Genomic DNA, 21,852 nt, shown 5'->3' on the forward strand with positions numbered 1-21,852 from the left:
CAGTGTGCTGCTCCGGGCATGGTCACAGCCAGTGAGCGAGCCACCGCGGACTCGTGAATTTTTCATGTCGCGGGAGGATCCGGCGCTTTCGGAGAAGGGTCGTTCCACAAGTGAGTGACGCTGAGTCGCGCAACCGACGCGAGCACACTCGGCACAGGAGGCCAGGTCGTGACCAATGTGATCACCGGCGAGCAGGCGAGTCCGGCCCCGCCGCCGAGGCCCCGGGCCGGTCCGGGATTGAGTGTCCGGCACACCTTGCTGGCCTATGCCCTGTTCGTCATGCTCGGGGCGCTGTTCGCCGGCCTCGGCGCGGCCCTGCCGCAGCTGCGGGTGATCTACCAGCTCGGCCCGACGTCGGGAAGCGAACTCATCAGTGTGTTCAACGCGGGCTCGCTGCTGTCGACCCTCACCTTCGGGATCGGCGCGCGCAGATTGCCGCCACGGCGGTCGATCAGCGTGCTGGTGTCGATCATCGGCTGCGCCGCGGTGCTGATGGGGTTCGCCGCTTCGTGGCCGATGCTGCTGATCACGGCGCTGGTCGCGGGGACCGGCTTCGGCGGTCTCGTGGTGCTGCTGAACACCGCTTTCGCCAAGGGATTCGGGGAACGCAGCGCGATCAAGCTCAGCATCCTCAACGCCGTCTTCGGGCTCGGCGCCATCGGGGGGCCGCTGCTGATCGGGACGGTCGGGCTGGCGAACCTGCCGTTCGTGTTCACCGCGATCGGCGTGCTGATCCTGTTGTGCTGGCAGGTAAGGGATTGCGCGTCACTGCTCACCGGCTCCGAGCAGGGTGAGGACAGTGGCGTTCCGGCCGGGCGGCTGCGCCGGGGCCTCCCGATCCTGCTGGCCTTCGCCGCCATCGGGCTCGTTTACGCCTCGACCGAGACCGGCGTTTCCGCTTGGCAGAGCACCTATCTCGTCGGTGTGGGGTACTCGGTGTCCGCGGCCGCCCAGCTCGACGCGGGCTTCTGGGCGGGATCGACGCTCGGCAGGCTCGTGATCCCGGCCCTGACCGTCCGGATGGCGCCGCAGCGGGTGGTGCTCATCTGCACCGCCTTCGCCGTGGTGGCCCTGTTCACCGCCACGTCGCCGGCCTTGGCGCCTATCAGCTACAGCCTCGCCGGATTCGCGCTGGGCCCGGTACTCCCGACGGTGCTGGCCTGGATGGCCAAGGTCGCGCCGTCCTCGGCACAGTCGACGACCGCCGCCATCCTCGGCTGCGGGATGCTGGGCAGCGTGCTCTCCCCGATCGTGATCGGCGGGATCACCGGCAGCACGCCGGGACCGCTCATCCCGATCACGATCGGCGTCTTCGCCACGTTGACCCTGCTGGCGCTCTTCAACGCGGCCCGGGTGGCCCGCCGGGCGAAGTCGTCGGAAGCCGAATCGATCGGGACGTAGGGCGAGTGCCGTGTCGGGCCGGTGAGCGGGGGTGACGTCGCGAAAGCCACTTTCGGGACATCAGACGTCCCGAAAGTGGCTTTCGCGACACCCAGTGCGTCTCGGACGTAAACGCTCGGGACACGCTCATCGACCCGGCGCGGGGAAGGCCGTTCGGCAAGTCAGGCGTTGCGGGAGAAGAAATCGGCGAGTACCGGGGCCAGCGCGGCCGCGGAGACGTCGTGGTCCTGCCCGTCCAGTGTGCGTTGTTCGCCGCGTGGCAGGACCTTCGCGGCTTCCTGGGCGCCGTCGAGCATCCAGTCGGGGCTGTTCCCGCCGTAGAGGACGAGTGCGGGCACGTCCACTGTGGACAGAGGTTCGGCGGGAACGGCCGCGCCGAGGTCCGCGTCGGCCATGATGGCCGAATCGTGGGCCAGTGTCGGCGCGACGGCGGTCAGCCCGGGCCACATCGGGGATTCGCGCATCTGGCCGATCATCTCCGGCGGCGAGCCGACCCGGTCCAGGAAGAGCGCGACGGCGTCGCCGGGGCGGTCCGCGGCGATCAGTCGGATGAGTTCGCCGTGGTAGCGGCGAGCTTGTTCCTTCTGGTCGTCGGCGGTGTAGAACGGCGGTTCGTAGGCGACGACGGTGGTCACCGGCAGTCCGGCGGCGACCGCCCGCAGCGCCAGCGCCCCGCCCGACGACATGCCGAACAGCGACACCGGGCCGCCCGCGTCGGCGATCACCGCGGCGAGGTCCTCGAGTTCACGCTCCAGCGCGTCCTCGGCGACTACACCGGCACCGTCGCTGTCCCCGCGGCCGCGGCGGTCGTACGTGGTGACGGTGAACCGCGTGCTCAATTCCTCCGCGACACCGGTCAGCGGTCCGGCCTGGCGGTGGCAGAGCGCACCGTCGACCAGCACGACCGGCGCTCCCTGTCCGATCCGGGTGCGGGCGATGGCGGTTCCGTCCGCCGAAACGACGGTGCTCATGATCGCTCTCCCTTGGTCGACGTCACTGTAACCGTATCGTAAAGTACGAAAAACTGACTATCAACTTCAGTGACGCAACTCGATAGTGTGGTTATAGTGAAAACGTGGTGATCACGCGGGAGTACTTCGACGGATGCGGGACCGCGCACGCGCTCGATCTGGTGGGGTCGCGGTGGGCGTTGCTGATCGTGCGCGAATTGCTGCTGGGGCCCAAACGCTTCACCGATCTCCGGGCCGGGCTGCCGGGTTCGAGCCCGACCATGCTCGCCCAGCGCCTCCGGGAACTGGAGCAGACCGGCATCCTGCGACGCCGCGCCCTGCCGCCACCCGCGGCGTCCACCGTGTACGAACTGACCGAGTGGGGCGCCGAGCTCGAACCCGCCCTGCTGGCCCTCGGCCGCTGGGCCGCCCGGTCGCCGCTCATGCCCGAGCGTGCCCCGCTGTCCCTCGATTCCCTGGTGCTGGCGATGCGGACGATGTTCGACCCGGCCTCGGCCGGCGACCTCGAAATGGCGTTTCAGCTGCGTTTCGGGCAGTTCGAGGTGATCGCCCGGGTCGGCGGAGGCGCCCTCGAGATCGGGTACGGCACGCTGGACCGGCCGGACGCGGTGGTGACCACTTCGGTGGAGGCGTTGCGTGAAGTGATCTTCGAAGGCCGCGGGCTCGCGCAGGCGATCGCCGACGGAGCGGTCCTGGTCGACGGCGACCTGGAGGCGGTCACCGAATTCACCGGCTGCTTCCCGCTACCCGAACCCGCCGCCCTCCCCGTGAACGCTTCCCGGCGGCCCTGACCGGATTCGCACACCGGTGCCGGGCATTCCTCACAGGCGAAGTCTTCCAATGTGCCGAGTGCTCCGTATGGCCGCTGAAAGTCTTCAAACACCAGGGTTTCTTCACTTACGATCCAGGGCAGCGAGGTAGTCCCCGAGGATCTCCTTCCCGCGGAACTGACTCGTCATCCCGGTCGGCCGCCGGAGTCGTCTTCCAGTGCCTATGGAGTCCTTGAGGGAGATTTTCATGGAGAACCGCTGCCCAGTCGCGCTCGATGTCACCGGGGCCGACATCCACGGTGAAGCCGCCGCGCTGCGCAAGCAGGGGCCGGCGACCCAGGTGGAGCTTCCCGGTGGTGTCGTGGTCTGGTCGCTCAACAGCCACTCGGTCATCAAACGCGTCCTGTCCGACCCGCGTGTCACCAAGAGCGCGCGAAACCATTGGCCCGCCTTCATCAACGGGCAGATCCCGCCGGACTGGGAAATGATCAGCTGGATCGCGATGGACAACATGGTCACCGCGTACGGCAAGGATCACGTCCGGTTGCGCAAACTCGTCGGCAGCGCGTTCACCCGCCGCCGCACCGAAGCCATCAAGCCGCGGATCGTCGAGCTCACGCAGGGATTGATCGCCGCGCTGGAGTCGGTGCCCGCCGGCGAGGTCGTCGACCTGCGCGAGCGGTTCGCCTATCCGCTGCCCGCGATGCTGGTCGCCGACCTGATCGGGATGTCGGAGGACGCCAGGGCGAAGACCGCCAAGGTGATCGACATGATGGTCGACACCACGGTCACCCCCGAGCAGGCGCAGGCGGTGCTGGCAGGCTGGCGGGGCGCGATGGCCGAGCTGATCGCGGCCAAACGGCGAGAGCCGGCCGAGGACATCACCAGCGACCTGATCGCCGCGCGGGACGAGGACGGTTCCCGGCTGTCCGAAGAGGAATTGACCGACACGATCTTCGCGATCCTGGGCGCCGGTTCGGAAACGACGATCAACTTCTTCGACAACTCCATCACCGCGCTGCTCACCCATCCCGAACAGCGCGCGCTGGTGACCAGCGGGCAGGTCTCCTGGGACGAGGTCATCGACGAAACCCTGCGGGTCGAGTCGCCGCTCGCGCACCTGCCCCTGCGGTACGCGGTGGAGGACATCGAACTCGACGGGGTGACGATCCCCCGTGGTGACGCGATCCTGGTCAACTACAGCGCCATCGGGCGGGACCCGGAGGTCCACGGGGACACGGCGGGCAGCTTCGACATCACCAGGGAGAACAAGGAGCACCTGTCGTTCGGGCACGGCCCGCACTTCTGCCTCGGCGCGGGGATCGCCCGCGCGGTCGCGACGATCGGTCTGTCCACTTTGTTCGAACGGTTCCCCGGGCTGTCCCTCGCCGTCGAACCCGGTGAACTCCGCCCGCTGCCGACGTTCATCATGAACGGTCACCGGACCCTGCCCGTCCGGCTCGGCTGACGCAGGGGAGGGCCGTTTCCGGGACGGAGCACCGGAAACGGCCCAGGGATGGGAAAACGGCCGGATCAGCTCGCCCGCAGATAGCGCCGCGGGGCCGCGGACGGGCGCCGTCCCATCAGGACGGCCAGCGCTTCCAACGATCCGGAGAGTTCCCGGAGGTCTTCGGTCATCAGGGCCTGCGGCCCGTCGCACAAGGCCTCTTCCGGACGTGGGTGCACATCCACGAGGACCCCGTCGGAGCCCACCGCGATCGCGGCGCGGCTCAGCGGCAGCACCAGATCTCGACGGCCGCCGGAATGCGACGGGTCGATCATCACGGGCAGATGGGAAAGGTGCTGTACCACCGGCACCGCCGAGACGTCCAGGGTGTTGCGGGTCGAGGTCTCGAAGGTCCGGATGCCGCGTTCGCACAGCACGATGTCGAGGCAGCCGCGTTGCGCGATGTACTCGGCGGCCATCAGCCATTCTTCGATGGTCGAGTTCATGCCGCGTTTGAGCAGCACCGGTTTGCCCGCCCGTCCGGCCGCCTGCAGCAGCCCGAAGTTCTGCATGTTGCGGGTGCCGATCTGGAGCATGTCGGCGTATTCGGCGACCATGTCGACGTCGTGCGGCGCGACGACTTCGGTCACCACCGGGAGTCCCGTCTCCGCACGGACGTCCGCGAGGATCCGCAGTCCGAGTTCCCCCAGTCCCTGGAACGCGTAAGGCGAAGTCCTGGGTTTGAACGCGCCGCCGCGCAGCAGCGTCGCCCCGGCGTCCCTGGCCATCACGGCCGCCGCCAAGGTCTGCTCCGGCGACTCCACCGCACACGGCCCGGCGATCAGGGTCATCGTGTCGGGTCCGATCGGGACGCCGCCGACCTCGACGGTCGACCTGCCCTCCGGCCGGTGTTCGCGGCTGACCAGCTTGTACTTGGCCGAAATCCTCGTCACCTTGGCGACTCCGGGCCTGCTGGCGAGGTTCAGCGTCTCGAATCCCTCGACGTCACCGATCAATCCGATGATCGTCCTGCTCACCCCGCGGCTGACGAAGGCCTCGCCGCCGGCGGATTCCACCTGGGCGACGATCGCCTCGATCTCGTCTTCGGTGGCGTCCGGTGTCATCACGATCACCATGGTTGCGGTCTCCTCTGGTCGGGCTCTCCGGAAAACCGTCGCGGCGCGACGCCGTTTCGGCAGGCCCATCCTGGCTCCGCCGCCAGGACGCCGACGTCCTCAAACCTGCCGCAATCAGGGAGACGTCCGCGCCTGACGGCACTGGGATCGTCTGAACAGGTTCACGCGAGGACCGGTGTCCTCCCGCTACCAGCCCACCTCGGTTCCACAGCTAGGAGGAAATGGTGTCGACCACCGAGAACCCGACTCGCGAGCAACTCGTCCAACGGGCCACCGATCTGGTGCCCACGCTCCGGAAGCACGCGGCGTGGACGGAAGAGAACCGTCGCCTGCACGACGAGACGATCGAAGCGATCACCGACGCCGGTCTGTTCCGGCTTCGGGTTCCGAAGCGGTACGGCGGCTACGAGGCCGACACCCGCACCCTCGTCGAGGTGGCGGCGGAGCTGGGGCGCGCCGAGGGTTCCTCGGCGTGGACGACCGGCGTCAGCTGGATCACCAGCTGGATGACCGGCCTGTTCCCGGACGCCGTCCAGGACGAGGTGTTCTCGCGGTCCGACATCCGCGTTTGCGGGACGCTGAGCCCGACCGCGATCGCGGCCCCCGCCGACGGCGGCGTGGTCGTGAACGGCAAATGGGGCTTCATCAGCGGTGCGCGCCACGCGCACTGGCAGGTCGTCATCGCGGTCCTCGTCGAGGACGGCGCCGAGCCGTACCCGGTCATGGGCGTGGTCCCTCTCACGGACCTGCTGATCGTCGACGACTGGCACACGGTCGGCCTGCGCGGTTCCGGCAGTGTCAGCACGGTCGCGAAGGACGTGTTCATCCCGAGCGAGCGGATCATCAGCCTGCCCGCGGTCTTGCAGGGCCAGTACTCGTCGGCGGCCAACGCCGGGCTGGAGATCTTCCGCGCGCCCCTGCTCCCGGTCGCCGCGGCGTCGTCGGTCGGCAGCGTGATCGGACTCGGCCGCGCCGCGAAGGAGTCCTTCCTCAAGCGCCTGCCGAACCGCAAGATCACCTACACCGCTTACGAAAGCCAGCGCGAGGCACCGCTGACGCACCACCAGGTCGCGGACGCGGTGATGAAACTCGACGAGGCCGAGTTCCACGCGACGCGGCTGACGTCGCTCGTCGACGGAAAGGCGTCCGACGGTACCGAGTGGAAGCTCGAAGAGCGGGTGCGGGCGCGGGCCGACATGGGCGCGACGGTGCGGCTGAGCAAGGAGGCCATCGACATCTTCGCCAACGCCAGCGGCGGGTCGTCGATCTTCTCCGACGTCCCGATCCAGCGCATCGCCCGCGACATCCAGGCGGTCAACCTGCACGCCCTCATGCACCCCGACACCAACAACGAGCTGTACGGGCGCGTGCTGTGCGGGCTCGAGCCGAACACCCTCTACATCTGAGACCGGCCACGAAGGGAAAGAGTCCTGATGACGACCACTGAAACCGCCAAGGTCACCGACGCGGACAAGGCGGCCATCGCGGCGCTCACGCAGAAGGTGATCGCCGCCTGGGCCTACCACGACGCCGATGCCTTCGCCGACGTCTTCACCGAGGACGGCACGATGATCCTCGCCGGCAGCTTCGCCAACGGGCGCGAGGAGATCCGGAAGTTCCTCAAGAACGCCTACGACACGAACTACAAGGGCACCCAGGTGACGGGCAAGCCGCTCAGCCTGCGGTTCCTCTCGCCCGATTCCGCGGTGCTGCTGACCCAGGGCGGCGTGCTGTACAAGGGCGAGTCCGAGGTCGCCGACCACAACGCGATCCGCGCCTCCTGGACCGTCGCCCGCCAGGACGGCGAGTGGCGGCTCGCCGCCTACCAGAACACCCCGCGCGACAAGTAGCTTCCCCGTGCGGCCGAGCGTCGCGAAAGCCACTTTCGGGACATCAGACGTCCTGAAAGTGGCTTTCGCGACACCCGAACCCCGGCAGACGTGCGAGCGGTCGAGCCGACCCCCTGTTCCGGCCCGGCACCTGGCTTCACGCCTCAAGGCCCCTTCCCGCCTCGGGAAGGGGCCTTCGCTCGCCTCAGCTCGCCTGGCGTTCGCCCAGCAGCCGTTCCGTCGCGAGCCGGGCGGCGATGTCGGCGCGTAACGCCTTCTTGTCGACCTTCCCGACCGCCGTCAGCGGCAGCGAATCGGTGTGGACCAGCCGCTCGGGGAACTTGAAGGTCGCCACCCCCGCGGCTTCCATCGCCGCGTGCAGCCGGCCGGGGTCGAGCCGTTTTCCGGTGCTGTAGAGGCAGATCCGCTCGCCGAGGTCCGGATCCGGCATGGCAACCGCCGCGGCGAGACTCGCCCCGGCCTGGTAGGCGAAGTTCTCGATCTCTTCGGCGGAGATCTTCTCGCCCCCGCGGTTGATGACGTCCTTCTCCCGCCCCTCGACGACGAGGTTCCCGTCGGGAAGCATGCGCACGATGTCGCCGGTGTTGTACCAGCCGTCGCTGAAGGCCGTCGCGTTCCGCTCCTCCGCCCGGTAGTAACCGCGAACGGTGTAAGGCCCCCGGGTGAGCAGGATGCCCGGCTCGCCGTCGGCGACCGGCCGGCCGTCGGCGTCGACCAGCCTCAGCTCGTCGTCCGGGCAGATCGGCCTGCCTTGTGTGCGGCAGACGACTTCGGCGGGGTCTCCGGGACGGGTGAGGCACATCAGTCCCTCGCCCATTCCGTAGCCGTTCTGGAGCGCGCAGCCGAGCACGGGTTCGAACCGGCCGGCGATCTCGTCCGGGATCCGGGAGCCGGAGACCTGAACCAGTTCCAGGGAACCGAGATCGTGGGCGGAGCCGGCGACGCGGTGTTCGAGCCAGCGCTGCGCGATCGCCGGGACGAGCGAGGTCATCGTGACCCCTTCCGCCTCGATCAACGGGAAATTCCGTTCCGCGGTCGGCGAATCGGTGACGACCACCCGGCCTCCGGCGAACAGCGTGGCGAGCACCCAGGTCATCGGAAAACCGTGTCCGAGCGGAAGAACGGCCAGATAGACGGTGTCGCGCCCGATCCCGCAGATCTCCGCGGCCCGCTTGACGAGGTAGGAGAAGTCGTTGTGGGTACGGGGAATGAGCTTCGGCGCGCCCGTGGTTCCCCCGGACAGCAGGAAAAGCGCGACGTCGGTACCCGAAGGCTCCGCGGGTTCGAAGACTTCGTCGCTCGACGGGCACAGGTACGCCCGGAGGTCGAGGCTTCCTTCTTGGAGTTCGTCCGCGGTCACCAGGACGTGTTCGCAGGTTTCGGATTCGGCGGCGACTTCGTGGGCCAGTGCCTGGTGGTCGAAGCCCTTGACGATCCCGGCGGTGATGACCGCCCGCGCGCCGGCGTGTTCGGTGACGGCCGCGATCTCCTGTTTCCGGTGGCCCTGCAACGCCATCACCGGGACGACGCCGAGTCGAAGGCAAGCCACCGTCGTGACGACGAATTCCCAGTGGTTGGGCAGTTGGAGCACGACCCGGTCGTCCGGGCGCAGCCCGAGCTCACGCATCCGCGCGGCCGCGCCGTCCGCACGGGACAACAGCTGGCGGTAGGTCAACCGCAGGCCGCGGTCGACAAGGCAGACCGCGTCCGGCGTGGCGGCGGCCGCCTTTTCCAAGAATGAGATCAGTGGGCGATTTTCCCAATATCCCTTTGAAATGTATCTCGCGGCGAAGTCCCTGGGCCAGGGAACGGTTCCTTCGGTGTTTTTTCGTGGCATGCCGGACCTCCATATGCGCGACGCGGCTCGACTGCACCGAACGATAAGGCCCTGACCTGGCCGTCCCGTCTCCTCGAATGCGGGGAGTCGGCCCTGGGACGGCGAATCGGACGCGGTGGCAACGCAGGAGATGCCAGCGCTGACGACGGCGACAAAAAATGACTCGGTCGGAGTTCCCGGCCATGACGAACAATTCCGTCATCCGCGATGATCGTTTACGCGGCCGGGTCTTGAATGCGAAGAGGAGCAGGGACTTGAGCCAGGACGTGCAATTTTCAGACGCGGTGGCCGTCGTCGGCATGAGCTGCCGGTTCGCCCCTGACCTCGACTCTCCGGGAAAGTTGTGGGAGTTCCTGATCGACGGGCGTGATTCGGTGCGCGAGATGCCGGAGAGACGATGGTCATCTTACGCGGCCGCCAGCCCACAGGCCACGAACATTCTTCGGAAAACCACCCGCAAGGGTGCTTTTCTCGATGACATCGAGGGATTCGACGCGGACTTCTTCGGTATTTCCCCCAGGGAAGCCGATTTCCTCGACCCGCAGCAGCGCATCATCCTGGAGCTGGCCTGGGAGGCGCTGGTCGACGCCGGGCTCCCGCCGCATCTCCTGCGTGGTTCGGAGACGGGCGTGTTCGTCGCGGCGAACTCCAACGACTACGGGCGGCGGCTGCTCGAGGACGTCGGCCGCACCGGCGCCTACGCGGTCAACGGCACCACCTATTACGGCATCGCCAACCGCATCTCCTACTTCCTCGACCTGCGCGGGCCGAGCCTCGCCGTCGACACGGCCTGCGCGGGTTCGCTGACCGCGTTGCACCTCGCCTGCCAGAGCCTGCGGATCGGGGAGACCCCGGTCGCGATCGTCGGCGGGGTCAACATCATGGCCAGCCCGACGCTCAATATCGCGCTCGAAGCCGCGGGAGCGCTGGCACCGGACGGGAAGTCCAAGGCCTTCGACAAGAACGCCGACGGGTACGGACGTGGCGAAGGCGCCGGTGTCGTGGTGCTCAAGCGACTGTCGGACGCGCGCCGTGACGGCGACCAGGTGCTCGCGATCGTGGCGGGCAGCGGGGTGTTCCAGGACGGCAGATCCGACGGCATGATGGCGCCGAACGGAGAGGCGCAGGAACACATGCTGCGTCAGGCGTACCGGCGGGCGGGCGTCGCGCCCGGGTCGGTCGGCTACGTCGAGGCGCACGGCACCGGCACCCCGGTGGGAGACCGCGAGGAGGCCCAGGCGCTGGCGGCGGTGTTCGGCGGTGAGAGCAGGGTGGACGACCCCTGCCTGATCGGTTCGGTGAAGCCGAACATCGGGCACGTCGAGGCCGGTTCCGGGATCGCCGGGGTGATCAAGGTGATTCTCGCGCTGGGCAACGAAGAGATCCCGCCGAGCCTGCACGACGAACCGAACCCCGAGTTCGACTGGGCCGGTTCCGGGCTGCGTCTGGTGGCGGGCCGCCAGGAGTGGCCGCGTGGCGAGCGGCCGCGAATCGCCGGAGTTTCCAGCTACGGCGTCGGCGGTTCGATAGCCCACGTCATCCTCAAGGAGGCCCCGGTCGCCGCGCCCGAGGCGCTGAGGGGTGCCAACGCGGAACTGGGCACGTCGGTGTTCCCGCTGTCGGCAGCTTCCGACGGGGGAGTACGGGCCCTCGCCGCGACGACGGCGGAGTGGCTGGCCGCGAACCCCGGTGTCTCGCTCGCTTCCGTCGGGAACACGTTGTCCCGGCGGCGTTCCCACCTCGCGCAGCGCGCGGCGGTCGTGGCGGGTTCGACCGCCGAACTGACCGAACGCCTGCGCGCGCTCGCCGAGGGACGGCCCGCACCCGGCGTCGCCAAGGGACGGGTGCCCTCGGCCGCGGACGGCAAGGTCGTCTGGGTGTTCTCCGGACACGGCGCGCAATGGTCCGGAATGGGTCGCCGTCTGCTCGTCGAGGAACCCGTGTTCGCCGAAGCGATCGATTCCCTCGGTGACGTGTTCCGCGCCGAGCTCGGCTGGACCCCGCGTGAGGCCATTGTGGACGGTGGGCCGTGGAGTGCCTCGCACGTCCAGGCGATGACCTTCGCGATGCAGATCGGTCTCGCCGCTGTCTGGCGCCGCCACGGCGCGAAGCCCGCCGCCGTCCTTGGCCACTCGGTCGGCGAGATCGCCGCGGCGGTCGCCGCGGGCGCGCTGGACGTCCGGGAAGCCGCGCGTTTCGCCTGCCGCCGGGCCGCCGCGTTGCAGCCGCTCGCCGGCCGTGGCGGGATGGCCATGGCGGGCCTGGCGTTCGACGAGGTCGAGCGGCGCTTGGCCGGGCACGACGGCGTCGAAGCCGCCATCGCCGCGAGCCCCGGCTCGACCGTCGTCTCCGGCGACCGCGCCGCTGTCGAACGGCTCGCCGCGGAATGGAAGACCGACGGGATCGGGATCTGGACGGTCGACACGGACATCGCCTTCCACAGCGAGCACGTCGACGAGGTCGTCGCGAACGTGGCGGCCGCGGCCGCCGAGCTCACCCCGCGTACCCCGGACGTCCCGCTCTACAGCACGGCGCTGACCGATGTCCGTTCGGCGGCTCCCCGTGACACCGCCTACTGGGTGGCGAACCTCCGGCAGCCCGTCCGGTGCGCGCAGGCCGTGACGGCGGCGATCGAAGACGGATACCGGTTGTTCCTCGAAGTCTCCTCGCATCCCGTGGTCACCCACTCGATCAAGGAGACGCTCGACCACCTCGATGTCGAGGAGGCGAAGGTCGCCTTCACGTTGCGGCGCGACCAGGACGAGGTCGCCACGCTGCTGACGAACTTCGCCGAGTTGCACTGCGAGGGCGCCGACTTCGACTGGGCGGCCGAGCATCCGGACACCCCGCTGCTCGCCCTGCCCGCCGTGGCGTGGCAGCACCGTCCTTATTGGATCTTCGGCGACGACGCCACCGGGTCGAACGGTGTCGGCGGCGGGCACGATCCGGAGAAGCACAGCCTGCTCGGCGGGAAGATGGCCGTCAGCGGCTCTCCCGCGCGGGTGGTGTGGCAGACCTATCTGGACATGGATTGCCGCCCGTACCCGCTCAGCCACGAGGTGGTCGGAGTCGAGATCACCCCGGCGGCGTCGATCATCAACACCTTCGCCGAGGCGGCGGTCCGCGACGGCAAGCAGGCGGCGATCACCGACATCGTCCTGCGCACCCCGCTTTCCGTCGTCCCGCCGCGGGTCGTGCAGATCGTGTCCTCGGAGAACACCCTCCGGCTTTCCACCCGGCTCGCCGAAGACGGCAACGCCGGTGAGGAACACGAGTGGATCACCCACACCACGGCGGCGGTCGAACCCGGGGTGCGGGTCACCGAAGGCACGATCGACACCGCGGATCTCCGCGATCGGCTGCCGGAGTGGTCGTGGGAGAAGGTCGACACGATGTTCCGCCGGATGGGGGTCGGTGGCTACGCGTTTCCGTGGGACCTCGATGAACTGCGCCGCACGGATTCGGAGCAGCTCGCGGTGATGACCATCGAGCCGGGCGCCCCGAACGCGGCCAGCTGGGCGCACGTCATCGACGGCGCGCTGACCATCAGCGCGGTCGTGGTGACCCCCGAGGACGCCCCCGTGCTGTGGATGTCGAGGTCGATCGAGAAGGTCGTCTTCGACGGCGTCCCGCCAGCGAAGATCGTGGTGCACAGCCGCCGATCGCCGCGTTCCCCGCGGGACACCACCGACGTCCTGGTCGCCGACGAGACCGGCAGGATCGTCTGCGAGGTCACCGGACTGCGGTTCGCGGCGGTGGAACACCTCGGCGCCGCGGCGGCGGGCCCGCGCGACCTCGTGCACGAGATCGCCTGGAAGCCGTTGGAGCCGGCGGAAACCCGGCGTGAACTGCGCCAGGTCCTGCTCGTCGGGGACCCGTCGGTCACCGGTCTCCTCGCGGCCCGGTTCGAAGCGCTCGGCATCCGGGCGGTGCGTGTCTGCGGGCCGGATCCGCACCAGGGCGCGGCGCGCGACTGCGACTGTGCCGCCGATTTCGGCGAGTCGATGCTGTCGGAGCCGGGCGCGGTCGTGATCGCGCCCTCGCTCGCCCGGCCGGGCGAAACGCTCGAAGCCGCGACCGAACGGGCGAGCTGGACGGTGATCCGGACCCTTCAGCGGGTCAGCGAGATCGCGTCGATCGCCGGCGACGACTTCGCATCGCAGCAGGTCTGGGCGCTCTCGCGAGGCGTCCGCAAAGCCGTGGACGAGGCGGCGCTCGCGCACGGACCGCTCTGGGGTGTCGCGCGGATCGCCGCCGGTGAACGTCCGGAGCTGTGGGGTGGCGCGATCGACGTCGACGAGGTCGACGAGGGCACCGCGGATCGGCTGCTCACGCTGCTCCGGCACGCCGGTGGCACCGAAGACGTCATCTCGCTGTCCGGCGACGCCACCGAGGTCGCCCGCTTGACCACCATCGAGCGGCCGTCGGACGGCGCGAGCCTCCAGTGCCGGGCCACCGGTACCTACCTGATCACCGGTGGTCTCGGTGGTCTCGGTCTCGAGGTCGCGCAGTGGCTCGCCGACCGCGGCGCCCGGCGGCTCCTGCTCGCGGGACGGCGGGGCCTGCCGCCTCGTTCGGACTGGGACGCCGTCACGGATCCGCAGGTCCGGCACCAGATCGACAGCGTGCTCGCGCTCGAGGCGGCCGGGGTCACGGTGCGCGCGGTGCCGGTGGACATCACCGACGAGGTGGACGTCGCCAGGGCCCTCGACCCGGCGAACCACGGGCTGCCGCCGATCCGTGGCGTCATCCACGCCGCCGGTGTGGTCAACGACGCGCTGATCGACAAGGTGGACCTGGACGGCCTGCGTGACGTGCTCGCTCCCAAGGCGAGCGGTGGGCTGGTGCTGCACCGGCTGTTCCCGCCGGGGACGCTGGACTTCCTCGTCCTGTTCTCGTCCTGTGGCCAGTTCGCCAGGCTCACCGGGCAGACCAACTACGCCGCGGCGAACTCGTTCCTCGACGCGCTGGCCGCGCACCGCAACGCCGGTGGGCACTCCGAGACCACGAGCATCGGCTGGACGTCCTGGCTCGGTGTCGGGATGTCGGAGAGCATCGCCAGCACGATGTTCGAGGCCAACGCCCGCGGCCTCGAAGCGATCACCGCGGCCGAGGCGTTCCGCGCCTGGGCGTTCGCCGAGCGGTACGACGCGCCGTATCAGGCGGTCCTGCGGGTCCTGCCGCTGCCGGCGCGGACCACCCGGGTGCCGATGTTCCGGGATCTGGCCGCCATCGACGCCGACGCGGCCGAGGCCGACGGCGGTACGGACGTCGACTGGGCGAGCCTCTCCGCCGAAGAGGCGCACGAGCTGATCACCCAGGAGGTCCGGGAACAGGTGGGCGCCGAGCTGAACCTGGCCGCCGAGGACGTCGACCTCCGGCGTCCGCTGGTCGAGCTGGGCGTCGACTCGGTGATGACCGTCGGTCTCCGTGTCCGGCTGAGCCGCCGGTTCGGGCTCGATCTGCCGCCGACGATCCTGTGGGCGAAGCCGACCGTCGCCGCGCTCTCCGCGCACGTCACGGAGGTCCTGCGGGAGCCCGAAGCGGCCTGATCGCACGAATGGCGAAAGCCCCTGTCACGACCTCGCGGGTTGCGACAGGGGCTTTCCCCGTATCCGGCTTGGGGCAAGAGAAAAGGCGCCTTCCTCGTGAGGAAGGCGCCCTTCGTTTCGTTCCGGTCAGGGCTTTCTGGCCGTGATCGCCCCGTTGGCACCCGGCGCCTGGAACCGCACGGTCCGGATGTCGTCGAATCCCGCGGCGGTCAGCCATTCGTGGTACTCCGCGGCCGTGTAGTTGCGCCCCCAGGTCCCGACCAGCATGGCCATGCTCATGAGCGCGGCGTCGGCCGGACCGGCCTTGTCGTCGTCGACCAGCAGCTCGGATATCACCAGCAGCCCGCCGCTCGGCAGCGCGCGATGGCATTTGGCCAGCAGCTCGGCGTTCCTGGCCTCGTCCCAATCGTGCAGGATCATGGAAAGCAGGATCGCGTCGTGACCCGGCGGCAGTTCCGCGTCCTGAAGGAAGTCGCCGGAACGCAGGCTGATCCGGTCGGACAGTTTCGCTTCCTCGACTTTGTCCACTGTGTACTCGCACACGAAGGGCAGGTCGAAGATCGTGGTGTGGAGGTCGGGATGGCGACGGCACAATTCGACGGCGAAAGCGCCGCCCCCGCCCCCGACGTCGAGCAGGGTGGAGGTCTCGCCGAAGTCGACCTCCTCCGCCAGGACCCGGGCCGTGCCGGCGGAAAGCGGGTACAGGCCGTCCCAGAAGATCCTCGGCCGGGTTCCTTCCTCGAAGATCTCCTCCTGGTCTCCCGAAAGCAGCCTGCCCGGCCTGTTCGCCCGGACGATCTCGGTGACCCGCATCCAGCCGGGGTTGGCGTACTGGCCGAGCATCCTGATGTAGTCGCCGAAGTAGTCCGGCTTCCCCTTCACCAGATACGCCTCGGCGACCGGCGTGTTGCGGAACCGGCCGCCGTCGGCGTCCAGCAGGTCGAGCGCGGCGCACGCGGTGAGCAGGATCTCCGCCGGCCGTTCCGCGATCCCGGTTCCCGCCGCGACCTCGGCCGGGGTCGCGCTCCCGCCGGAGAGGAAGGTGAACAGGCCGAGGTCTTCGGCGGCGACCAGTGTCTGCGATGCCCACAGGCCGGTGGTCAGCCGGACCAGGCCGTCGAGGGCGGGTTGAGTGTCCACGGGGTTTCCCCTTCTAGCTGGTTTCGAATTTGACCGGGACTTTTTCGAACACGATGTGCCTGCCGTTTTCGAAATGGCGGCCCGGATCTTCGGTGAGGTGGTAGACCGGGTGCCGCGCCAGCTCCTGGAGCACGATCCGCAGCTCCAGCCTCGCCAGGTGCGCGCCCATGCAGTGGTGGATGCCGAAGCCGAAGCTCAAGTGCTGGTGCGAATTCCCGCGGTCGAGGGAGAACGTGTCCGGGTCGGGGAACTTGTCCGGATCACGGTTCGCCGCGTCCAGCAGGAAGACCACCCGGGAGCCTTCGGGGATCGCGGTCCCGGCGATCGTCACGTCACGGGTGGTGACCCGGGTGAACCGATCGGTCGGGCACCACCGGCGCAGCGTCTCGTCGGCCGCGACCGGCATGAGGTCCGGTTCGGCCTTGAGCCGTTCCTGGAGAAGGGGATTGCTCCCGAGATACCACAACATCCGGCTGATGGTGTTCATCGTGGTTTCGTGACCGGCGATGCAGTACGAGACGATGATCGACTGGAGGGTCTCCTCGGACAGCGGCTCACCGTTCAGCTCGGCCCCGACCAGCCGCGACAGGTAGGAATCGCCCGGCTCCTCCTTCGCCCGCCGGACCTCTTCCGAGACCAGCTGGCGGAACTCCGGCCAGAAATCGGTCAGGTCGGGGTTCTTCGAAAGCCGCGCCCACAACGTCGTGGTCAGTTCCCGGATCTGGTGCTGCGCCGATTCCGACAACCCGAGGGCGATCGCGAGCACACCGATCGCGAGCGGCTTCGACACCTCCCCGGTGAAATCCCCGTGTCCGCGCTCGACCATCGGCCGGACCATGCGAGAAGTGAGCTCGGCGACCTGGGACTCGAGGCTCCGCACCACATCCTGTTGCAGCGGGGGAGACATCAGCCTGCGACGGGCGCGGTGCTCCGGCGGATCGAAGTCGATCGGCGAGAACTTCGGCGTCCCCGCCGCCCGCGGGAAGAAGACACCGCTCCCCGAGCTGTACGTGGCGTGATCCTTGAAGGCCGCTTTGACCTGCTCGTAGCGCGACAGGATCCACATGCCCCCGTGCGCTTCGGAATAGGTGACACCCTCGTTCTTGCCGATCTCGCGGTTGACGATCTCCGCGACTTCGGGGGTGTATTCGGGATCGTGGTAGTCGAACCGCCGGGTGAGCCGCTCGATGGGATCCTGTCGCGTCGACGTCATTCTTCCGCCCTCAGATGTCAGAACCCGGCGTCGGCCATCACTTCGACGGTCTCGTCCCGGCGGCTCGGGCCCATCGTCACACCGCCACCCGCGCCCGCTCGTCTCGTCGATTGCCGTCCCCGCCGGGTACTCGGAACGCGAGGTGTGCGGACGCCGAACCTGCTGCGGACATTCCGCGCCGAGGGCCCGGCCCGGTCGCGCGCGCCTTCCTCCCCCGCCCCGAAGGCGTGTCGCGAAAGCCACTTTCGCGACCCTGGACGTCCCGAAAGTGGCTTTCGCGACGCCTCACCCTCGCCCTTCCCGATTCCCTGGGAAGGGCCTTTGACCTGCTGTGGAGCTGAGGGGAATCGAACCCCCGACCTTCTCGGTGAGAACTGTCGGCATCGACGTTTCCGCAGGTCACCGAGGTCAGGTCCGGGGTCATGGACGCTGCTGACGGTCGCTCATGGTCGCTGGCGTTCCGTACCTGTTCCGTGGACGCCACCAAGCCGCCGGAGACAGCCACAGACCGTGCCAGACGCCGATACTTCGGCAACGCGGTGATTCTGTTGCGAGACAAGGAAATGTGCCCTGAACCTGCCTGGCAGGGGGCCGCGGACCGTAACCGGATTTTCGCCGGTACTCTGCCGGCGACAGTGCTGACGCCCTACGGTGCCGGGGCATTCCGACGCAGGTCGAACAAGGTTTCCCCAGGTCCCGTGAGGGCCTGGTCACGCCCGGCGACGATGTCTACGATCATGGCCGTGACGTGGACCGACCGCGTGGACCGGTGGACGCGGGCACACCCGGCCGGTTCGGACCTCCTGCTCGCCCTGGCCGTCGCGGCACTGCTGGGGCCGGGTTCGCTCGACATCCTCCTGGTCGCCGACTCGCCGGACTGGGCGCTGTGGGTGGCGGGTGTCTGCGCGATCGTGGTGCACTCCACCGTCGCGCTGCGGCGGATCGCCACCAAAACCGCGTTCGCCGCCGCCACGCTGGCGATGGCGGTGCTCGTCGTGCTGCCGAACACGGTGGTCCGGGCCGAGCCATTGGGGCTGGCGAGCGCGAGCGACAGCATGGAGATCCCGCTCTTCTTCCTCCCGACGTCGGCGGTCTACCTGGTGCTCCTGTACGCCGTCGCCGCGCATCGGCCGCTGCGCGAGAGCCTGCTCGCCCTCGGGATCAGCGTGCTCGGAGCGGTGCTGTGCACAGCAAGGACGGCGACGGCCTACGGCGCGCTGCCCGCGGGGTGGCTCACGCTGCTGCTGGCCGTGCTCGCCCTGGTCGCGGCGGTGGCGGGCACCTGGGCCGTCGGCCGCTTCCGGTTCGACCGGCGGCGGCGCCTCGCCGACGAGGCCGCGGAAGCCGCCGAGCGTGCCGCGGCAGGCGAACGACAGCGCATCGCCCGCGACATGCACGACATCGTCGCCCATTCGCTGGCGGTCATCGTGCGTCAGGCCGAAGGCGGTTCCGCCATCGCTTCCAAGGCGCCGGACCGCGCGGCACAGGCGCTCACCGTCATCGCCGGCACCGCTCGTGAGGCACTGGCCGACATGCGGGGCACGCTGCGGGTTTTGCGGGACAGCGAAACGCGGCCCTCGCTCGCCGGGATACCGGACTTGGTGGAGCGGGTCCGCGCGACGGGCGTCGACGTCCGGCTGTCCGAGCGCGGGCGGCCCGACGCGCTGACGGCGAGCGCGGCCATGGCGGCGTACCGGCTCGTCCAGGAGGGCTTGACCAACAGCGTCAAGCACGCGGGCCCGCGCACGGGTGTCACCGTCACGATCACGCACACCCCGCAGGCGTCGGAGTTCGTCGTCGAGGATGACGGGGCCGGTGCCGGCGAGCGGCCGCCGCTCCCCGGGACGGGCGCCGGACTGAGTGGCGTCCGGGAACGCGTGCGCGCCGCGGGCGGTACGTTCGAGGCCGGTCCGGCCGGCGGCGGTTTCCGGGTGCGCGCGGAGTTCCGCGTCGGTAAACAGGGAGCTTCGGGATGACGATCGACGTCGCGCTGGTCGACGACCAGGAACTGGTCCGGACCGGGCTGGCCATGGTCGTCGACGCGACCGACGACATCCGGATCGTCGTCCAGGCGGCCGACGGTGTCGAGGCCGTCGCGAAGCTCGCCGGGACACCGGTCGACGTCGTGCTGATGGACGTCCAGATGCCGCGGATGGACGGCGTCGAGGCCACCGGGCTGATCGCCGCCCGCGAGAACGCGCCCAAGGTGATCCTGCTGACGACGTTCGACCTGGACGAGTACGCCATCGCCGGCCTGCGCGCCGGGGCGAGCGGGTTCCTGCTCAAGGACGCGTCGGCCGACGAGGTGCTGCACGCCATCCGAGCCGTCCACGCCGGCGACGCCGTGATCGCGCGCTCCACGACCCGCCGCATGCTGGACCAGCTCGCGGTCGCCCGCGAGACTTCCCCGCTCCTGAACCGGCTCACCCCGCGCGAACGCGACGTGCTGCTGGAGATCGCGCAGGGCTACTCCAACGCCGAGACCGCGCAGCGGCTCTTCCTCTCCGAAACCACGGTGAAAACGCACGTCGGTCATCTCCTCGCCAAACTCGAGGTCCGTGACCGGGTGCAGGCGGTGATCTTCGCGTACGAGAACGGGCTCGTGCGGCCGAGCTGAGGCGATCTCATCATTTCGGAGGAGGGACCGGGCACCTCAGGCCGAGGATTCCCGTCGCGCCGGCGAGCAGCCTGATGCGCATGCAGACAATCGACAAGCCCTACGAAGCGACCACCCCCCGCGCCCGGTGGCGTGACCCGGCCACCTGGGGCGGGATCCTCGCGCTGGGCGGCGGCCTCTTCCACACCGTCGTCGCCGGCTTCATGCGCCAGGATGTCTGGGCGCGGATCTTCGACGAAGGATTCTTCAACACGGTCACGCTGGACCCCACGCCCGACCGGCTCCCCATGGCCGAGGCGTTCTGGCTCAGCCCTGGCAGTTTCGGGGTGCCGCTGCTTCTGCTCGGCGGGCTGGTGCTCCGGCACACCCGGCGCGGCGAACGCGTGCCCGCCTGGCTGGGCTCGGGCGTCGTGGCGTGGGCGGTCCTGCTCGGGCTCCTGGGCGGTTTCGACGCCGGAACGATCGCCCTGCTGCTCGTCGGTTCGCTTTTTCTGGCAGGAGCCCGGCGCGGCCGTGGAATCATGAACGAATGACCGAGTTGGGGGATCTGCTGGCCGATGTCGCCGCCCGTGTCACCCGTTACCGCGCAAGCGTCACCGACGCCCCGGTCTTCCCCGAGGACACGACGGGCGTCCGGGAGAAGCTCGGCGACCTGCCGGAGAAACCCGCCGCGCCCGCCGACGTGATCCGGCGGCTGGCGGACGCCGTCGAGCCGGCGCTGGTGGCGAACACCGGCCCGAGGTACTTCGGTTTCGTCACCGGTGGGGCGCTGGACGCCGCGACGGCGGCCGACATGCTCGCGACCGGCTGGGATCAGCCCGCGTTCAACAAGATCACCTCGCCCGCCGCCGCGATCGTCGAGGAGGTGGCGGGCGAATGGCTCAAGGACGTCCTCGGCCTGCCGTCCGGTGCCTCGTTCGGTTTCGTGACCGGCGGGCAGGGCGCGAACACGGTCGGCCTCGCCGCCGCCCGGCACCACGTGCTCGCGCGGGCCGGGTGGGACGTCGAGCGCCGCGGGTTGCACGGGGCGCCGCCGCTGCCGGTCGTCGCCAGTGAGGAGCGGCACGCGACGATCGACCGGTCTCTCCGCTTGCTCGGCCTTGGCACCGACGCCGTCCGGCCGGTCCGCGCGGACGGTCAGGGCGCCATCGACATCGCCGATCTCGAACGAAAGCTCGACGGGCCCGCAATCGTTTGCCTCCAGGCCGGGAACGTGAACACGGGTGCATTCGACGATTTCGCCGCGGCGACGGAGATCGCCCACCGCCACGGTGCGTGGGTGCACGTCGACGGCGCGTTCGGGCTCTGGGCGGCCGCCGCCCCCGCGCTCCAGCGGCTGACCGTGGGGCTGGAGAAGGCCGACTCCTGGGCGGTCGACGGGCACAAGTGGCTCAACGTCCCCTACGACTGCGGTTACGCGTTCTGCGCTCATCCCGACTCGCACCGGGCCGCGATGGCGCTCACCGCCGCGTACCTGACCGGCCAGGGAGAGGGCGGGGTGAGAGCGCCGAGCGACTTCGTGCCGGAATCCTCCCGCCGGGCGCGCGGGTTCGCGACGTGGGCGGCGCTCAGCGAACTCGGTCGCGAGGGGATCGCCGAGATGATCGAGCGGTGCTGCGCGCTGGCAAGGAGGTTCGCCGAAAAGCTCGAAGCGTGCGAAGGCGTCTCCGTCGTGAACGACGTGGTGCTGAACCAGGTCCTTGTCAGCTTCGGCGACGAAACGGACCGGGTCGTCGAAGCCCTTCAACGCTCCGGCGAGTGCTGGATGGGCGCGACCACCTGGCACGGCATGCGCCTGATGCGCGTCTCCGTGTCCAACTGGAGCACCACCGAGGCGGACGTCGACCGCAGTGTCGCCGCGATCGAGGCGATCAGGAATCGAGAAGCGTCGTGAACCGGTCTCACCTAGCGTGACCGT

15 protein-coding genes are annotated in these 21,852 nt (G+C 69.4%); 10 read left to right on the top strand and 5 right to left on the bottom strand.

Annotated elements, in window-relative coordinates:
* Positions 1-168 precede the first annotated feature (168 nt).
* Positions 169-1,401: an MFS transporter gene (locus NQK81_RS30310; RefSeq protein ID WP_257484209.1), complete on the top strand. Its 1,233-nt coding sequence runs from the start codon at positions 169-171 to the stop codon at positions 1,399-1,401.
* A 161-nt stretch (positions 1,402-1,562) separates the two neighbouring features.
* On the opposite strand, the gene NQK81_RS30315 is transcribed toward NQK81_RS30310, so the two are convergent.
* Positions 1,563-2,372 (bottom strand): alpha/beta fold hydrolase, encoded by an 810-nt coding sequence (locus NQK81_RS30315; protein ID WP_257484210.1) that lies wholly within the window; start codon positions 2,370-2,372, stop codon positions 1,563-1,565.
* 104 nt (positions 2,373-2,476) lie between these two features.
* Between NQK81_RS30315 and NQK81_RS30320 the strand changes: the two genes are divergently transcribed.
* Both NQK81_RS30320 and NQK81_RS30325 read left to right on the top strand, forming a co-directional pair.
* Positions 2,477-3,163, top strand: a complete 687-nt coding sequence (locus tag NQK81_RS30320) for a winged helix-turn-helix transcriptional regulator (RefSeq protein WP_257484211.1) — start codon at positions 2,477-2,479, stop codon at positions 3,161-3,163.
* Positions 3,164-3,389: 226 nt separating this feature from the next.
* Positions 3,390-4,610: a cytochrome P450 family protein gene (locus NQK81_RS30325; RefSeq protein WP_257484212.1), complete on the top strand. Its 1,221-nt coding sequence runs from the start codon at positions 3,390-3,392 to the stop codon at positions 4,608-4,610.
* Between the two features lie 65 nt (positions 4,611-4,675).
* On the opposite strand, the gene aroF is transcribed toward NQK81_RS30325, so the two are convergent.
* The gene (aroF, locus tag NQK81_RS30330; RefSeq protein ID WP_257484213.1) at positions 4,676-5,725 is read right to left on the bottom strand and encodes a 3-deoxy-7-phosphoheptulonate synthase; all 1,050 of its coding nucleotides are present in this window, start codon (positions 5,723-5,725) and stop codon (positions 4,676-4,678) included.
* A gap of 224 nt (positions 5,726-5,949) precedes the next feature.
* Here aroF and NQK81_RS30335 point away from each other — a divergent pair, with 224 nt between their 5' ends.
* Both NQK81_RS30335 and NQK81_RS30340 read left to right on the top strand, forming a co-directional pair.
* Complete coding sequence (locus NQK81_RS30335) at positions 5,950-7,131, top strand: acyl-CoA dehydrogenase family protein (RefSeq protein ID WP_257484214.1); 1,182 nt, start codon at positions 5,950-5,952, stop codon at positions 7,129-7,131.
* Between the two features lie 27 nt (positions 7,132-7,158).
* Positions 7,159-7,575: an SgcJ/EcaC family oxidoreductase gene (locus NQK81_RS30340; RefSeq protein WP_192743600.1), complete on the top strand. Its 417-nt coding sequence runs from the start codon at positions 7,159-7,161 to the stop codon at positions 7,573-7,575.
* A 184-nt stretch (positions 7,576-7,759) separates the two neighbouring features.
* On the opposite strand, the gene NQK81_RS30345 is transcribed toward NQK81_RS30340, so the two are convergent.
* On the bottom strand, positions 7,760-9,310 hold the full coding sequence (locus NQK81_RS30345) for a (2,3-dihydroxybenzoyl)adenylate synthase (RefSeq protein WP_306855998.1): 1,551 nt from the start codon (positions 9,308-9,310) through the stop codon (positions 7,760-7,762).
* Positions 9,311-9,678: 368 nt separating this feature from the next.
* Between NQK81_RS30345 and NQK81_RS30350 the strand changes: the two genes are divergently transcribed.
* The gene (locus tag NQK81_RS30350; protein WP_257484216.1) at positions 9,679-14,964 is read left to right on the top strand and encodes a type I polyketide synthase; all 5,286 of its coding nucleotides are present in this window, start codon (positions 9,679-9,681) and stop codon (positions 14,962-14,964) included.
* 126 nt (positions 14,965-15,090) lie between these two features.
* Here NQK81_RS30350 and NQK81_RS30355 read toward each other — a convergent pair whose 3' ends face one another.
* Both NQK81_RS30355 and NQK81_RS30360 read right to left on the bottom strand, forming a co-directional pair.
* Positions 15,091-16,104: a methyltransferase gene (locus tag NQK81_RS30355; protein ID WP_257484217.1), complete on the bottom strand. Its 1,014-nt coding sequence runs from the start codon at positions 16,102-16,104 to the stop codon at positions 15,091-15,093.
* A 13-nt stretch (positions 16,105-16,117) separates the two neighbouring features.
* Positions 16,118-17,317 carry a cytochrome P450 gene (locus NQK81_RS30360; RefSeq protein WP_192743597.1) on the bottom strand — a complete coding sequence of 400 codons (1,200 nt, stop codon included), beginning with the start codon at positions 17,315-17,317 and terminating at the stop codon, positions 16,118-16,120.
* Between the two features lie 743 nt (positions 17,318-18,060).
* Between NQK81_RS30360 and NQK81_RS30365 the strand changes: the two genes are divergently transcribed.
* From NQK81_RS30365 to NQK81_RS30380, 4 genes are all read left to right on the top strand, one after another.
* A complete protein-coding gene (locus tag NQK81_RS30365; RefSeq protein WP_257484218.1) occupies positions 18,061-19,293 on the top strand; it encodes a sensor histidine kinase in 1,233 nt (410 codons plus the stop codon).
* Positions 19,290-19,934, top strand: coding sequence for a response regulator (locus NQK81_RS30370; protein ID WP_257484219.1), 645 nt, complete (start codon positions 19,290-19,292; stop codon positions 19,932-19,934). The genes NQK81_RS30365 and NQK81_RS30370 overlap by 4 nt, the downstream gene beginning before the upstream one ends.
* Before the next feature lie 80 nt (positions 19,935-20,014).
* Complete coding sequence (locus NQK81_RS30375) at positions 20,015-20,467, top strand: DUF6463 family protein (RefSeq protein ID WP_257484220.1); 453 nt, start codon at positions 20,015-20,017, stop codon at positions 20,465-20,467.
* Positions 20,464-21,828 (top strand): pyridoxal phosphate-dependent decarboxylase family protein, encoded by a 1,365-nt coding sequence (locus tag NQK81_RS30380; RefSeq protein ID WP_257484221.1) that lies wholly within the window; start codon positions 20,464-20,466, stop codon positions 21,826-21,828. The genes NQK81_RS30375 and NQK81_RS30380 overlap by 4 nt, the downstream gene beginning before the upstream one ends.
* The last annotated feature ends 24 nt before the right edge of the window (positions 21,829-21,852 follow it).

It is taken from the genome of Amycolatopsis roodepoortensis (genome assembly GCF_024628825.1).
Lineage (GTDB): Bacteria > Actinomycetota > Actinomycetes > Mycobacteriales > Pseudonocardiaceae > Amycolatopsis > Amycolatopsis roodepoortensis.